General features: G+C 63.1%; 14 protein-coding genes and 1 tRNA gene. 5 read left to right on the top strand and 10 right to left on the bottom strand.

Annotated features, from left to right (window positions below):
* Window position 1: 1 nt before the first annotated feature.
* Window positions 2–1,564: a hypothetical protein gene (locus tag DU502_RS06250; RefSeq protein ID WP_121920846.1), complete on the top strand. Its 1,563-nt coding sequence runs from the start codon at window positions 2–4 to the stop codon at window positions 1,562–1,564.
* Window positions 1,565–1,884: 320 nt separating this feature from the next.
* Here the strand turns inward: DU502_RS06250 and DU502_RS06240 are convergent.
* Window positions 1,885–2,061 (bottom strand) — tRNA-Trp (locus tag DU502_RS06240).
* 40 nt (window positions 2,062–2,101) lie between these two features.
* Window positions 2,102–2,323: a DUF5795 family protein gene (locus DU502_RS06235; protein ID WP_121920847.1), complete on the bottom strand. Its 222-nt coding sequence runs from the start codon at window positions 2,321–2,323 to the stop codon at window positions 2,102–2,104.
* Window positions 2,324–2,502: 179 nt separating this feature from the next.
* On the opposite strand from DU502_RS06235, the gene DU502_RS18185 reads away from it, so the two are divergent.
* From DU502_RS18185 to DU502_RS06225, 3 genes are all read left to right on the top strand, one after another.
* Window positions 2,503–2,664, top strand: coding sequence for a hypothetical protein (locus DU502_RS18185; protein WP_158601173.1), 162 nt, complete (start codon window positions 2,503–2,505; stop codon window positions 2,662–2,664).
* 105 nt (window positions 2,665–2,769) lie between these two features.
* Window positions 2,770–3,345, top strand: a complete 576-nt coding sequence (locus DU502_RS06230) for a response regulator (protein WP_121920848.1) — start codon at window positions 2,770–2,772, stop codon at window positions 3,343–3,345.
* Window positions 3,346–3,530: 185 nt separating this feature from the next.
* Complete coding sequence (locus DU502_RS06225) at window positions 3,531–3,938, top strand: DUF7475 family protein (protein WP_121920849.1); 408 nt, start codon at window positions 3,531–3,533, stop codon at window positions 3,936–3,938.
* On the opposite strand, the gene DU502_RS06220 is transcribed toward DU502_RS06225, so the two are convergent.
* The gene (locus tag DU502_RS06220; RefSeq protein WP_121920850.1) at window positions 3,939–5,333 is read right to left on the bottom strand and encodes an FAD-binding oxidoreductase; all 1,395 of its coding nucleotides are present in this window, start codon (window positions 5,331–5,333) and stop codon (window positions 3,939–3,941) included.
* Between the two features lie 177 nt (window positions 5,334–5,510).
* On the opposite strand from DU502_RS06220, the gene DU502_RS06215 reads away from it, so the two are divergent.
* The gene (locus DU502_RS06215) at window positions 5,511–6,989 is read left to right on the top strand and encodes a DUF7289 family protein (protein ID WP_121920851.1); all 1,479 of its coding nucleotides are present in this window, start codon (window positions 5,511–5,513) and stop codon (window positions 6,987–6,989) included.
* Here the strand turns inward: DU502_RS06215 and DU502_RS06210 are convergent.
* From DU502_RS06210 to DU502_RS06180, 7 genes are read right to left on the bottom strand one after another with little or no spacing between them, the layout of a single operon-like run.
* Window positions 6,982–7,749, bottom strand: coding sequence for a DUF7289 family protein (locus tag DU502_RS06210; protein WP_121920852.1), 768 nt, complete (start codon window positions 7,747–7,749; stop codon window positions 6,982–6,984). The genes DU502_RS06215 and DU502_RS06210 overlap by 8 nt on opposite strands.
* Window positions 7,742–8,200, bottom strand: coding sequence for a DUF7266 family protein (locus DU502_RS06205; RefSeq protein ID WP_124897035.1), 459 nt, complete (start codon window positions 8,198–8,200; stop codon window positions 7,742–7,744). Before DU502_RS06205 ends, DU502_RS06210 begins: the two co-directional genes overlap by 8 nt.
* Window positions 8,197–9,399 carry a DUF7261 family protein gene (locus tag DU502_RS06200; protein ID WP_121920854.1) on the bottom strand — a complete coding sequence of 401 codons (1,203 nt, stop codon included), beginning with the start codon at window positions 9,397–9,399 and terminating at the stop codon, window positions 8,197–8,199. Before DU502_RS06200 ends, DU502_RS06205 begins: the two co-directional genes overlap by 4 nt.
* Window positions 9,387–9,980 (bottom strand): DUF7288 family protein, encoded by a 594-nt coding sequence (locus tag DU502_RS06195; protein WP_121920855.1) that lies wholly within the window; start codon window positions 9,978–9,980, stop codon window positions 9,387–9,389. The genes DU502_RS06200 and DU502_RS06195 overlap by 13 nt, the downstream gene beginning before the upstream one ends.
* 1 nt (window position 9,981) lies before the next feature.
* On the bottom strand, window positions 9,982–10,515 hold the full coding sequence (locus DU502_RS06190; RefSeq protein ID WP_121920856.1) for a DUF7287 family protein: 534 nt from the start codon (window positions 10,513–10,515) through the stop codon (window positions 9,982–9,984).
* A complete protein-coding gene (locus DU502_RS06185; protein WP_121920857.1) occupies window positions 10,512–12,536 on the bottom strand; it encodes a type II secretion system F family protein in 2,025 nt (674 codons plus the stop codon). Before DU502_RS06185 ends, DU502_RS06190 begins: the two co-directional genes overlap by 4 nt.
* Window positions 12,536–15,523, bottom strand: coding sequence for a type II/IV secretion system ATPase subunit (locus DU502_RS06180; protein ID WP_121920858.1), 2,988 nt, complete (start codon window positions 15,521–15,523; stop codon window positions 12,536–12,538). Before DU502_RS06180 ends, DU502_RS06185 begins: the two co-directional genes overlap by 1 nt.
* Window positions 15,524–15,602: the final 79 nt, after the last annotated feature.

The raw sequence follows: 15,602 nt of genomic DNA, 5'->3' as shown, positions 1-15,602 counted from the left end.
GATGACCTCCGAATGGTTCCAATCGTTTGAGTACTCACCGGTGTTCGGGTATCATTATCCGCTCACTGGAGGGGTGACTCAAGCCCATACACCCCCTGGAATGTACTTCCCGACGATCGACTACTGTCAATTCCAGTTTCCAGCACCTGTCGAGACATTGGAGGAATTACGTACGGAGATTGCGGCCGACGGGGTGGAGGACGAATTGGGCAAGATTACAAAAGAGATCATCAGCCACGAACTGGAACACACGTATCAGAACAGGGGTAGCCCCGCTTGGGTTCGACTGTACTTCCCTAATTTACTTGCGAACATCGTCTATCTAAATCTGCTCAAAATATTCACGGCGAGCTCGAAGCGAACGATCGAGCGCGATCAACATACCGGAATGATACGTTTCGTCCTCACAAGTCTCGACGTCGAACTGGACGAATTTGAGCGGTACGAAAATGAGTACAGTCACTTCGACATCAGTTCACTCGTCCAATTATTCCATTTCGGTCTTCAGGTGGGTGTTCATTGTCATATGATGATAAGTCTCTCGATGTGGGAACCATTGCAGGAGGTGAGCGCCCGGATTGCAGAGGCGATTACGGCTCCCGATGAAACGCGGAATGTACTAGCAGATCACTACGCTCGCCTCTCTTCAAACTCCGCGGAGAATGATCCTCCTGCTCGTCCGTCTGTCGAGGAGTTCATGGAGGGATACGAGGACGACATGGAATCCATTTTGGAGATGTTCAGAGCAGAATGGCACTCGTACGGCCAAGAATACCAACGATACGTGCTCTACCGTATTCTTGATATTCTCGACAGGTACGGCGAGGAACACATTAGAGCGATTCCAGAATTCATTCAGCTTTCGTCGAATCTGTCCGAGCAAGGCAATCCATCATCCATTTTTTTGAGACTGCTCGAACAAATCGAGGTGGTTCTGGCCCGAAAACAGTCAGACGATTTTTCTGATCGAATACTGCGGTGGCTCCAAAAGGTAGTTTGGTGGCTAATCCCCGATTTCGTTCTGTATTGGTTGATCAACCGTCAATTTCCGATCGATCTGTATTCTATCGATACAGAAGACGCACATCTCGACGCATTAAACGATGCTGAGCAGATGTTTCACGAGTTGAAGAAGGTTGATCCGTCGAATCCCCTGTTCGAACTCTTCGAGGCGATGAGCGAGAATTTGGATGCGGTGGCCAACTCCCCTCTCCCTTCCCTGGTGTCATTTACCGATCGGGGTATAGAACCGTCACCGACGATTGCAACGCGATTCGATGAAACGGAGATTTATCTGCTGAAAGTCAATGCTGGGCTCACAGTTATCCGATGGAGCGCGATCGAGAGCATCCTCCAGCATCAAAACGTGATGGCGGATGTCGAACCAGCTATCGATGAGTTTGTTGAAGATGGCGAAGTGCGAGTCCTGTACGAACAGACCAGTAGAATTGTTGACGAACTGATCGCTGCAGGAGCGACCCAACAGATTCTCGAACTGGCAAGCCGTTTTCAGTCCGAACTTGGATTCGGATTCTTTCAACGAAGTATCGATATTCAAGACTGATTTTGCCCAGAACTCTCCACAGACGCCGCTGAGATCTGACGGATACTCCTCCTTCGAACGTCTGGAGCCGGGCTTGGAGACTGATGAACTTCGAGCGCCGGCCAGCACCGTCCCCGCAAACCTCCAGCAGTTCGACGACATCGACATCTGCGAGCACAGCGATCCGACCGACTTCGACGAGGTAACAGAATGATCCGGACTACAGCAGGCCGACGAGACGAACAGCCACGCTCAGAGAATAGCCGCCGCTCGCGTTCACATTTCGTTAGTGGAGCGCCGCTAATGGTCGATAAAACCCACCGTAAGAGTTTATTTCAGAGTGGGGTCGGAGGGATTTGAACCCCCGATCGACTGATATCTCCGGTTGCGCCTCGGTACTCCAGAGGGTCGTCGTCGCGCGGCGATGATCAGTCGCGCGCTCGGAATATCAGTCTGGAGTGTCGTCACCGGGCGGAGCCTCTGGAGTCAGTCGCCATGCCGGGCTTGGCCACGACCCCTCGATACTCCGTTATCCGAAGGACGGTAAAGGGATTTCGGTTATCGGTCGGTGTCGGCCCAGTCGCACTCCTGGCACTTGTACCCCGTGATCAACTCGGTTACGGAGGGCATGTAGGCGACGGTGAGGACATCGCCGTCGCACTCGGGACACTGGCGGTCGGCATCTTCGATGGCGTCGGCCTCCATGGGCGGTTCGCCCTCGATCAGTTCGGCCAGACGCTCGGCGGTCACCATCCGTCCCTGCACGACGCGGTTCGTCATGGTCGGGGCTAGATGCGGAGACAGGTAAGCCCTGCGTACGCTGACGGGCTCCGGCATCGAATCGCGACACCGACAGATCCACGACCGGTAGCTTTTGGTACTATGGAGCAGTAGGCCCCAGTACCGATAGATACCATGCACGGTGGTGTACGCGGCCAACACGAAGGGGTGGGAAACCTGTGACTGCACCGTACAGTTACGATGGGATGCTCCCCCTAGGCCCGGAGAACGGATCGGAGTACGTCTGTTCTAACTGTGACTCGACGTTCGACGACGACCACTATCTCTGTCCCGTCTGTGGAACGCTCACACTCGAGCGGCGCTCGATGGTGGACTCGTAAGACGCCCCGACGCCACGAGAGCGGCGATGAATTGTCAGTAAATCGGCAGAAATATCATTACCCTGCCGCCGTAACGTCCTGTAGCCGGAGCGGCTCGGCGCTGACATGACCTCGTCACCACCCCACGTCCTCGTCGTCGAGGATGAGACTGAACTGGCCGAACTGTTCGCCGAGTGGCTCTCCGAGGAGTACGACGTGGATGTCGCGACCAACGGGGAGGAAGCGCTCGAACTGGTCGACGACGACACGGACATCGTATTACTCGACCGACTGATGCCCGGACTCTCGGGGGACGAGGTGCTCGAGAGGATTCGCGAGCGTGACTACAACTGTCGCGTGGCGATGGTGACTGCGGTCGAACCCGACTTCGACGTGCTCGATATGGGGTTCGACGACTACGTCGTCAAGCCTCTCTTCCGGAAGGACATCCAGCGACTCGTCAGGGGACTCCTCGAACGCAACGCCTACGACCGACAGCTCTCCGAACTCTTTGCGACGGCGTCGACACTCGCCGCACTCGAATCACACAAGGAGGCGGACGAACTGGCAGAGAACGAGAAGTACCAGCAACTCCGGGAGAAACTGAAGCGGACGCGCGACCGGGTGGAGCAACTCGAATCGGGGATGAACGAGGAGGATTTCGAAGCCGTCTTCTACGACTTCGACCGCGTCGACCTGTGAACGGGAGAGCGGCGCCGCAGTCGGCCGACTCGACGTCGATCTTTCGAGGATCGCACCAATCGGCATTTGTTTCGCGGCGTTGACAAGCTATCCATGGCACGAGCCTATTCCAACGCGACTGCCCCGTCGCTAGTCCCCGACCGAGACGTGATCACGCCGACGAACCGGCGTCAGGGGGGAGACCGATGAGCGTGAGCACGCAGTCCAGCGAGTCGTTCGTGAGCCTCCCGGAGAACCCCGTCGGCTATCTGGCGATTCTACTGGCGATCGTGACGGGTGTGATCCACCTGCTGTTGGGTCCGCGCGTGATGGGCTTCAGCCAGACGCTCGGCATCCTCTTCATCCTCAACGGTCTCGGGTTCATGGGCGGTATCATCCTCTACCTGACTCATTACTGGCGGCGCGAACTCTTTCTCGTCGCCGCCGGCTACGCTCTCGTCACGTTCCTCGCCTTCTTCTTTTTCGGTGGGTTCGAGGGCTTCGTCTCGCCGTTTTACCGCGGCGGCGAACTCAACATGATGGCCGTCGTCGCCAAGGCGGCCGAAGTGCTGATCGTCGCCGTCAGCGCGTATCTGTACACGGCGGCCGAGTGATCAGGCGTCCGGCCCGTCGAACACCTTTCCGGGGTTCATGATCCCCGCCGGATCGAGCGCCCGCTTGATCGACCGCATCGCGTCCACCGCCGCCTCGCCGTGTTCGGCGGCGAGGTAGTCCTGCTTGCCGAGGCCGATGCCGTGCTCGCCCGTCGACGTGCCCCCGAGTTCGATGGCGCGTTCGACGATCTTTCGGGATACTTCCTTGCCGTGAGCCACGTCCTCGGGGTCGTCGGGGTCGACCATGATGATGTAGTGGAGGTTGCCGTCGCCGGCGTGACCGAGGCAGGCGACGAGGAAGTCCTCCTCCTCGCCCAACTGCTTCGCGTAACGGGTGATCTCCGGATACTTGCTGATGGGGACGGTCACGTCGCCGGGTGTGAGCGGCGAGAGGTCGTCGTCGTACGGCTCGAACGCGTCCGCGAGTTCGCGCCGTGCCTGCCACAGTTCGTCCATGCCGCGGTCGTTCTCGGCCACCTCGAAGCTGGTGACGTCGTGGGCCTCGAACACCGACCGACAGAAGTCGATCTCCTCCTCGATGCCGTGGTTGGCGTGGAACTCGACGAACACCATCGGCACGTCGGGGAGGTCGGTGTCGAGGTGGGCGTTCGAGATGGCGGCGCTCAGCCGGTCGATGAGTTCGATCTTCGCCACGTCGACGCCGGAGCGGACGGCGTCGAAGACGGCCTCCGCGGCGTCGTCGAGCGTCTCGAAGTGGGCGCGTCCACCCCGGATCTGGGCGGGGCGACCGGCCAACTTGATCGTCGCCCGAGTGATGACGCCCAAGGTCCCCTCGCTCCCGACGATCAGGTCACCGAGATTGTAGCCGCTGGAGGTCTTGACCGCCCGACTCCCGGTCGTGATCACCTCGCCGGTCGGGAGGACGACCTCCATGCCGAGGACCCAGTCGCTCACCTCGCCGTACTTGACGGTCTTCATCCCGCTGGCGTCGTTGGCGAGCATCCCGCCGATGGTCGAGATGGCACCCGAGGAGGGGAGCGAGGGGAGAAAGAGCCCGTGTTTCGCCACCGCCTCGTTCACGTCGTCGCCGAAGATGCCGGGCTGGACGTCCACCTGCAGGTCGTCAGGTCGTACGTCGAGGACGGCGTCCATCCGGGTCATATCGAGGGTGATTCCACCTTCGATGGGAACCGCGTTGCCCTCCAGACTCGTCCCCGCGGCGTAGGGTGTGACGGGGACGCCGTGTTCGGTCGCCGCCTGCAGGATCGACGCGACGTCCTCCGTCGATTCGGGCCAGACGACGACGTCCGGTCGGACGCCGTCCTCGCGGGGAGTGCCCCAGTCGTGCGAGCGCTGCTCCCGGTCCGCGTCGGTGACCGACATCTGATCGGAAGCGAGACCCAGATCGTCGAGAAACGCGGTGTCGTGGTGCATACTCCCACTCAACAGGGGCGTGAGTATAGTCCTGTTGCTCGACACGCGACGGATCACTATCGGACACGAGAACGCGACGCAGCGCCGTACGACGTGTTCAAGGGGAACGGACGGTCAGAATCTCAGCTTCGAGAATCGGCCAGTCGGCTTTTATGCGCTGCCACCGACTGAACGGTAATGCGGTCACGCGCCCCACGCCTGTACCGGTTCGTCCGCGACCGAACCGCACAGGCCGAACCGATCGGCGTGATCCTCGTCCTCGCACTGGTCATCGTCTCGACGACGGTCGTCATCGCGTTCGGATCGACCGCGATCAACGACGTACAGTCCAAATCCGAACTCGACCGGGCGGAGAACGGGATGACGCTTCTGGACTCCCGGCTGTCGACGGTCGCACTCGGGGACTCGGAGAGCCAGCGCGTCGACCTTCCCACGACGAGCGGTAGCTACACCGTCGATCAGGACGCCGGGACGATTCGGATCGTCCACCGGAACTACGACGGCGCCAACGACGCGACGCTCGTCCCGAACACGTCGCTCGGCGCGATCATCTACCGGAGCGACGGGGAGTCCATCGCCTACCAGGGCGGGGGCGTCTGGCGCTCGTACGAAGGTGGCTCGTCACAGATGGTGTCGCCGCCGGAGTTTCACTACCGGCGGGGGACGCTCACCTTCCCCCTCGTCCGCATCCAGGGCTCCGGTGGGGGCGCTGGACAGACAACGGTGAGCGCCCGATCACCTGGACAGGGCGTGCCGGTGTATCCGGACACGGAGACGTACCCCGACGGCACCGACTACTCGAATCCCGTCGAGAACGGGACGGTCGAAGTCATCATCCAGAGCGAGTACGCCGAAGCGTGGGGATCGTACTTCGAGACACGCACCGACGGCAACGTCTCGCACCCAAGTTCGAACACCGTCGCCGTCGAACTCATCAGTATCGGGACGCTTGGTGACTTCCAGATGCCGCCGGAGACGCAGGGCATCACCGTCCGCGGCATGGACAGCGGCCACTCGCTCCAAGATTTCTCCTTTACCATTCGTCCGCAGGACAGCGAGGAGTCCTCCTTCTCGAATCTCGACTGGTCGCTGTACGCCCAGCAAGGACAGCAACAGTTCGAGATTCACGTCGAAGACGGCGGCGATACCACCTGCGGCGAAAACGTCGATCTGTACCTCTACTACAGCGACGACGGGGGCGACACCCATCACGGGTGGTACAGCGACGACTACCTCACTGCCGAGTGTGGCGAGATTAACGGCAAACCCGCAGACGGCGACGAAATCTGGGTCGACGTGGACCTCACCCCGCCCAACGGCACGGCCAGCATGAACTACGAGAAGGTGAAAAACGAGATGACGCACTTCAAGTCGGGGTCGAAGACGCTCGCGGGCGACGCGAACTTCGACGACCACCCGTCGGATTCGAGCCACGGCCCCTACCCCTACAGCACGGGCGACCCGGAGGATCTGACGTTCCTTACCCGGCACTACTTCGCGGAGGTGGGCCCCGGGTTCGACCTCATCGTCGCCGACGGCAACAACGCGGGCATCGGCGAATCCGGCTCCTCGGGCTACATCTACTACGATGGGAGCGGGAAGGTCGTCACCTATCTCCACATCACGAAACACAACGTGACGGCCAGCGTCAACTGATCTGAACCCTGATGGTCGTCCGCGTCACGCGGAGGTCGTCCGTCTCGAACGAGCAGGAGACGGTCCCGGAGCCGTCGAGGGAATCACAGCCCGACCCCGCCATCCCCTCCAGCTGCGTCTCGAAGTAGCGCTTCCAGGCCTCGGCTCGCCGGGGCTCGGTTTCGACCGTGATCGTCACCTCGTTCGTCGGCTCCGTGTGGGATATGAGCGTCGTCGTCCCGCGGACGCTCCGGACGAGCACCGTCGTCGACCCGGACTGGCGCTGGATCTGGCCGGTCCGCGATTCGAGCGTCACGTAGTGGAGCACGGTCCGGTTCTCGTCGAACTGGAAGGGGGGCGCCCGGCGCATCGCGGCCCCGCCGCGGTCGACGCGGAAGACGGCACCGAGTTCGTAGACGACGCCACGGGAGAGCGCCGAGCCGTCGCCTGCCGTGCCGAACGTGACCGATCTGGACTCGGTCGATCCCACGGCCGTCCCGTCCGACAGCGTGACGTTGGAGTCCGAGGGGTCCGCGAGCGTCAGCGTCGTCTCCGCGAGTTTGATTTCGGTCGCTCGCGACGGCGCGCCGCCGTGGGCGATGTCGCGATGGTTGTCCGCGAGCACCTCGAACGCACGCTCGCCGTTGTCGATCCGCTCCGCGTTGCGCGCGTCCTGCAGACTCCCGAGACCGACCACAGTCACGATGCCGACGGACGCCGTGATCAGCGAGAACACGAGGATGAAACTCAACACGTCGCTGACGGCACGGTCGTCAGTCATTCCGCACCTCCAACTGTCCCGCGTCGTAGTCGACGATCATCGTCCCGCCAGCGACGCTCGTCTCCGCGACCGGCACGCTCGTCCGAACGGAGACGTCGACCGCCACGTTCGACCGACCGGTCGATAGCGTGAGTCGGTAGCGGTAGGCGGGCGGAGACCCATCTATCTCGTCGACCTGGATCAGGTACGACTCGCCGGCGACACGAGACGGCACGTCGATGCGCAGGCGAACCTCACAGGAGTCACAGTCCGCGAGGCGAGCGGCGCTCGACAGGTCGTCGGCGACGGTCTGGCCGATCACCTGCAGTTCGATCCGGGCGGACTGGTCGCGCTGGCTCTCCATCAACCCGCCGCCGGCGACGATCAGCCCGGAGATGAGGATGGCCGAAATGCCGAGCGACAGGACGTAGCCGAGCGCCGTCGACGTGGCCCGGCGGTCACGACGGATCACGAACACACCACCTCGCTCACGCGCCGTGTCGACGTGGCGTCGTCCGCCACCGTCCCGTTGACGTAGTACTGGTACCCACTCGGCACGTCCTTGAACGTCGTCGACCCGTCCGCGGGCGCACCGAGTGTGTCGCCGTAGAGCGTGCCGTTGGTCACGTAGTACATCCGAACGTCGACGTGGTCGATGTCGCCGTTCGGGTCGGTGCTGGTCCAGTTGACGTCGAAATCGTTCCCCGACTGTGTGACGCTGAACTCCGTGAAGGTCGGTTCGCTCGCCGGCGAACCGACTTCACCGGGGGCCGCGCGGACATCCCGTCCGTAGTCGAGGTCCTGCGTCGCGACGCTGATCCGCGCCGTGGCGGCGTAGACGGCCGGCGTCGTGTACGGGTCGCCGGCGTCAGTCGACGCGTACGTCGATGACGGCGGCGTACACTGGGTGGGATAGTTCGCCGTGTCGACGGCGGTCCGGAAGCCCGCCTGGTTGCGGTCCACGACCAGCGAGTACGTCGTTTCGATCGACCCTCCATTCTCGACCGTGACGTTCACGTTGCCGGTCGGCCGAGCGTCCGCCAGCGGCGCACAGTACTCGCCGTCGACCGTCCCGGCGCCGATGTCGATGCGGCCCGTCTCCAGCGCACACGACTCGCCGTCGACGCGAACCGACGGACCGGCGGCGGCGATGACCACGTCCTGTGCGGTGCCGTCGTCGAAGGTGATCGTCACGTCGCCGGAGACGCTGGTGACGTTCAGCCGGAACGCCCTGACCTTCGAGTCGGTCGCCATCGTCCACGTACCGGAGCCATCCTGGTCGACGATACCCGAAGTCGCGTCGTCGTCGACGAGGCGGGTACCCTCCTGAACCCCCTGGCGGTCCACGTCGGCCGCCACCCCGTCGGTCGCGGAGTGGTTCGCCAGTATCGGTATCAGGTCGTCTACCGCGGCCCGATACGCGTCGCGCCGGTCGGCGAAACTCGTCGTGTTCCGCCGATTGGCGTGGCCGATAGCCCCGCCGAGGCCGTCGACGACGGCGGTCCGGAAGGTCGTGGCCTTCTCCGTGTCCGCGTGTGTCTGTCGCGTCGCCAGATTCTCCGTGTAGATGACGGAGTTGAGGAGGAGACTCAGGGAGAGAAAGACCACGGCGAGCGCGAGCGCACCCACGAGGAGCAACTGGGCACGACTGCGGTCACTCACATCCGCCATACTACCACCTCCACCCGGACGACGTTGTACAGCCCGGTCGAGGAGTCCGGCGGGATCTGCGTGTCGTAGGAACTCGACCCGTTGACCGTCGTGTCCGTCGGCATCCCGTCCGCATCGTAGAGCGGGTCGTCGTCGTAGAGGGCCACGGCCGTCGTCGCCGTGGCGGCGTTGTCACTGGGTTCGCCACGGTAGATGAAGCGCTCGCGGACGAGCGTCCCCGTATCCGTCGTGTAAGCGAAGTAGACGTTGAACGCGACGCCGCGCGCTTCGAAGGTGTCGAGGAGCATCCGGCCGAGTGTCGTCCGTTCGACCTCGGCGTCGGTCGTGTACCCTCCCCCGGAGGAGCCGTGAAGCGTCCCGTTCGTCTCGTCCCAGTAGCGGACCGCTGTGTCGAGCGAGCCGTTCTCCCGGGCGGCGTCGAGGACGCCCGCGGCCGACGACTGCTGCTGGTTTTCGATGTGCTGGCTGGCCGTACTCGCCGACAGCGGGGTGACTGCCGTCACCTGCAGGGCGAAGACGACACTCGCCAGTACGACGATACCCGCGGCGATTGCCTCCAGTGTGTGAGCCTGTGCGCGCACGTTACCACATCCTGACGATCACGGTCGCCGTCGTCCCGTCGACGTAGACGACCCGCCGTCCGATCACCGACGCACCGTCGTCGGGGAGCGGTTCACCTGCGTCGAGCGCGAACCCGCTCGGACACGTGTCGGTGTCGCTCACCGTGATGCGCGTCCCGTCGGAGCAGACGGCGTTCGGCTCGCCACCGTCGGGGTCGCCAGCGACGAGGGTCACGTTCGCGTGGTGGCCCGCGGATAAACCGACCTGTGTCGCGAACGACTCGCTGTCGTCGAAGTTACAGCCCGTATCTGACGAGTCACCGTCGAAGAAGGCGATCGTACACTGCCGGTCGAGCGTCGCACCGTCGTCCCCGTCGCCGAGGAGGTCGTAGACGAGCGTGTCCGCGATCCGGTCGATACCGGCGAGTTCCTCCTGTGGACCCTCGGCAAACGGCTGGAAGATGCCGGGGACGAACGCCACGACGAAGGCGACCGTGATGAGGAAGACGCTCGTCCCGATGGCGAAGTCGATGGTGGTCTGGGCGCGATCGGTCATCCAACCACCAGCCACACGGCGAGCGCGATGGTCTGGAGAATCACCACGAACTTGACCCCGGCCATCAGCTTGGCTGTCCGGATGTAGCCGCTGATGATCCCCGACAGGATCGCTTGTAGCGTCACTGCGTGGAAGAACAGCAGTGAGAGGAGTTGCGTGTCGATGCCACCGCCGAACTGTGAGGAACCGCTGCCCCCGCCGCTACTGGCCTGCTGAGTGAGCCCCGCCATCACGTCGAGGAACTGCGTCTTCAGGATGGCCATCACGCCGAGCAGCGTGAGATACGTCATCAGGATGATCGCCACCTGCATCCGGGTGCGTGATCGCCGCTCTCGTTCGATGTCGTCCTGATTCTCGCTGGCCTGCGCCGCGGTGGTCAGCACCTGCGTGATCTGACTCGACGCCTCCTGGGCCTTGCTGATGAGTTTGACCGTCCGCGCCAGCCGCGGGATGTGATATTTGTTGTTGAACTCGACGAGCGCCTCCCGCAGACTCATCCCGTAGTTCACCTTCGCGTAAATCACGTCGAACTCGTCGGCCAGTTTGCCCGAGGAGGTTTCGGCGACGGTGTTGACCGACTCCAGGAGGGTCTGGCCCGTGTCGTTCGCGCTCGACAGTTTCCGGAGGTTGTCGGACAACTTGCCGGTGATCGCCGCGCGCGAGCGGACGTTCCACTCGTGGAAAACCCCGAGGGGGATGAGAACCAGGTAGAGCGGAACGTACACCCACACGAACGTGCCCCAGACGGGAGCCTGCACCATGCCGCCCCACGTCGTCGGCGCCGCGCCGCTGACCGCCGCGAAGCCGACCAGCACCAGTGCCGCCGGCGCGGTTAGCGCCAGCGTGAACACCGGGTGGTCCCGGAAGAAGTGATGCGGATTCCGGAGGAGCTGTTTGGTCTGGAAGGTTCCCTCGCGGGACTTGATGCGGTCGAAGATGCCGAACTCGCCGACGTAATGCTCGATCAATCCGAGGTGGAACATACCCTCGTTGGCCGTGTGCGACACCCTGTCGCCGCCACCGGGGTCGAGGTAACCGTCGCCCGGTTCGTCCCGCTTCACCGTCGACACCAGCACCATGAACATCACGCCGGTCAGGGGGATGAGGGCGTACACCGTCGCGTAGAGCATGATCGTCTGCGCCTCGCCCAGCATGCTCATGATGACGAGGATGATGATGAGCAGGAGGGGAAAGAGCGAGAGCGTCATGTACATCTCGCCGAACAGTTCGAGCGTGTCAAGCGTGACCTCCTGTTGCTGTTTGGCCGTCCGCATGTGCTTGTCCTTCTTGTCCGAGAGGAACGCCTGCATGTTCCCGCCGGAGTTGACGATGGAGAGCATGTCCGTCAGGAACTGCGAGAGGTCGTCACTCGGCGTCTCGATGGCCTGTTCCTGGATGGCGTTCCGGTAGTCGGTGCCGAAGTATTCCGTCTCCTGAACGATACTCTGGAACTCGCGGGCCACCTCGCCGTACGTGTCCTCGGCTCGCGCCATCGCCTCCAGAATCTCTAGCTGGTTCAGCCCCCCGACCGACAGGGCGTACATGAACGAGATGGAGTCCGAGAGCAACATGTTGATCTCGCGCTCCCGCGACGACGCCCGCGAGTACGGGATGGCGACGAGCGTCCCGAACCCGGTGACCAGCCCGAACGACCCCATGACGAGGCCGATGATGGCGATGGCGGCGGGGATCTTGATCGCCTCAATGATGGCGACGACCGTCTCGTTGGGAATCCGCGCACCCGTCTCGAACAGATCCGGCGAGACGATGCCGAACGCGAAGAGGCTGTAGCCGACGAACGTCCCGAGCGCCCACAGCACGCCGCCGAGGAGGACGCCGACGGCGAGCGCTCGGGAGAGGTAGAGTTCGACCGTCGTCGCCATCCGGGCCTGCACCAGTTTCGTCTCCACGTCGCTCACGAAGTCGCCGTCGTCGTCGAAGAGCCACTGGTAGAGCGGGTAGAACAGGTCGCCGAGGCTGTCGACGCTCCGATCCAGCCCACTCCCCGTGTCCAGACTCATTAGTCCTCCTCGTCCGCGTTCGCGTCGGTCACGTCACCGAACCCCCACTCGTCCATGTCGGCTTCGGTGTCGTCCGCGTCGTCGGTGTCCGTCTCGGCGTCGTCCGTGTCGTCCGTGTCGTCCGTGTCCGTCTCGGCCGCGTTGGCCTCGATGTCGTCCGTCTCCGACGCGTCGGCACCCGCGTCCGGGACGGGAGAGGATTCGGTGTCGGAATCGCCATCCGCGCCGTCGTCTCCATCCGCGTTCGGGTCGGCATCGAATCCTGCGTCGGTGTCGGCCACATCGAATCCTGCGTCGGCGTCCGCATCCGCCTCACCTGCCGACTCGCCCGACGTGGCGTCGTCCGGCGCCCCCCAGTCGCCCGCACCCGGATCAGTCGCCGCGTCCGACGGCCCGTCGTCGAAGGTGATACCGAACTCGTCGTCGGTGTCCGCGACCGGGGAGCCGTCGTCGGTGTCGTCGTCGGCATCGTCGGCGAACAACGAGCCGTCGTCGAGATCGACCGCTTCACCGGTCGCGTCGCGGTCGACATCGTCGTCCGTCGCGGACGGCACGTCGACCGTGGCATCGATTCCGGCGTCGGCCATCGCGTCCCCAGCCTCGGGAGTCACGTCCGCGGCCGGGTCGATGTCCATGAGCGCCGTGTCGATACCCGGGACCGACTCCCCGCGGTACTCCTCGAACAGTTCCGTCTCCGCCCGGTCGAGGAGGTCTGCACACAGCTCTAGCCCCTCCTCGTTCGGATCGGGGCGGGGCACCATCGCCTCCTTCTCCGGGTCGATGTCGATCAGGACCGACTCCATCTCGCGGAGGTCCTCCAGACTGCGTTCGAGCTGATCGTTGGCCATCAGCGCGAGGATCGTCTCCTCGTCGTTGATGAACGCCTGCACCGTCGCGGCGACCTGCGTGTAGGTGTTGAGGCCGTTCTCGATGAGGTAGGCGAGGACGACCTCCCGCTTGAACAGTTCCTCCTCCAGCGTCTGGCGGGTCCACCCGCGGTCGAACCGGATCTCTTCGAGCGTGTTGGAGTTGCTCATCCGGAGGAACTCGTCGGTCTCCGCCTGCCACTGGTAGACGTCCTGCACGTTGATCTCGTCGTTCTCCGCGTCGTAGAAGTTGATCTCGGTGAGGTTCTTGTTCCGGCGGACCTTCCGTCCCCCCACTCTGGTCTGGGTCTGAATCGATACCAGATCGAGCGCCGAGAACATCGTCTTGGAGACGTTGATCGGTTCCGTCGTGAACCGCTTGAGCACCTCGCCCACGGAGTCGGCGTGGAAGGTCGTCAGCGTGGTGTGCCCGGTCGACATGACCTGAAAGAGGGTGCGCCCCTCCTCGCCACGGATCTCACCCATGACGATGTACTCCGGCCGTTGGCGGAGTGCGGCCTCCAGCAGGTCGAACTCGTCGACCTCGCCCTGTTCGTCGTCGGAGAACGAGGGCCGGGTGACGGAGGCCACCCAGTTGCGCTGGGGGAGTTCGACCTCGCGGGTGTCCTCGATGGAGACGATCTTGGAGTTCGAGGGGATGAAGAGGGAGACGGCGTTCAGGCTGGTCGTCTTCCCGGAGGCCGTCCCGCCGGCGAAGATCAGCGACTTGTTGTTCTCGATGGCGAGCCACAGGTACGCCATCTCCTCCAGCGAGAACGTCTTCCAGTTGATGAGGTCGACGGGCGTGAACGGCACGTCCTTGAACTGACGGATGGTGTAGTTGGTGCCGTGGTCGGACACCTCCTTGCCGAGCGTGAGTTGCGCGCGGGACCCGTCCGGGAGGGTGGCGTCGACCTGCGGTCGGCGCTTGCTGATGCCTTTCCCCGACCGCTGGGCGAGTTTGACGACGAAGTCGTCGAGTTCATCGTCGCCGTGGTAGATGTTGGAGATGATCTGCTCGTGGTCGCTGTGGTAGACGAAGACGGGCGAGTGGTAGCCGTCACACGAGATGTCCTCGACGTTGATGTCGTGTTTGATGCCGTCGATGCGCTCGTAGCCGATGAAGTCGCGTTTGAGGTAGTAGAGCAGCTTCTCGACCTGGTACTCCGACAGATGGTCGGCGTCTTCCTCGACCAAGATGGGTTCTGGACGGACGCTGAGCCCGGACAGATCCTCGTCGAAATCCGGTGCTGGCCGCCAGCCGAGTCGGGAGAGGAGGCGTCCGACGGTCCCATCGGCGTCCTCGACGCCGACGCTGCTGGCGATGGTGTCGAGCAACCCGCTTCCGGAAGTCTCCGAGTAGAGGTCGTACCGGTCGAGCAGGGCGTACGTCTCGTCTTGGATCACTCGCTCGCGCTCGTCGAGGCCGCCCGCCACCTCCACGTCCGCGTACTTGATCGCGTTCTGGAGTTTGGCCCGCAGAAATTCGAGCAGGTCGTCCTCGATGGGTGTCGTGTGGGGCTGGACGACGTAGTATTTCTTCTCGTTTTCCTTCCGGGACTGGAAGATGACGACGTAGGCGTAGGGTTTGTTCACCCAGTAGCGGTCGATCTCCTCGAAGTGGGTCTTCTTCTCCAGCGGCACCGTCTTCTCCAGGTCGTAGCGGTTGGTGACTGTGGTGGTGCCGAATTCGGTCCGAAAGAAGGCGTCCTCGTCGAGGCCGTCGTCGACGTCGACCGTTCGCTCGTCGACCACGTCGTCGAGTTCCGCGCCGAGATCGGCGGCAAAGGAGAGCACGTTCTCCGTCTTCTCGGGGTCGAAGCCGAGCGCATCGCTCGGATCGAAGGGAACCGGCTCCCCCTCGCCGTCGGTCGGGGGGTTGCCGCTCTCGTCGTAGTAGAACTCCTCCTTGTAGTCCTCCCAAGTCCAGAGATCCTTGACGACGGGTGTTGCCCCGTCCTGCACTCGCGTGACGGCAGCGTCGAGTCGCGTCGCCGCCGCCTCCCCGGCCGCGAGCAACGCGGGAAGCTCCGAACGGCCGACCGCGTCGTGATCTAGCCCGAGAGCGGTCGCGCCGTCGAACCCCTCGGAATCGGAGCTCTCGGCGTCGTCGATAGCCATTGCACGGATCAGGGAGTTCACGAATATAAATTCTGTTGGCCGATCTAGACGGGTGATAATTGGACGAATGTGCCGGGGC

This window comes from Haloplanus aerogenes (genome assembly GCF_003856835.1).
GTDB lineage: Archaea > Halobacteriota > Halobacteria > Halobacteriales > Haloferacaceae > Haloplanus > Haloplanus aerogenes.
This window is presented reverse-complemented; position numbering and strand designations above follow the sequence as displayed.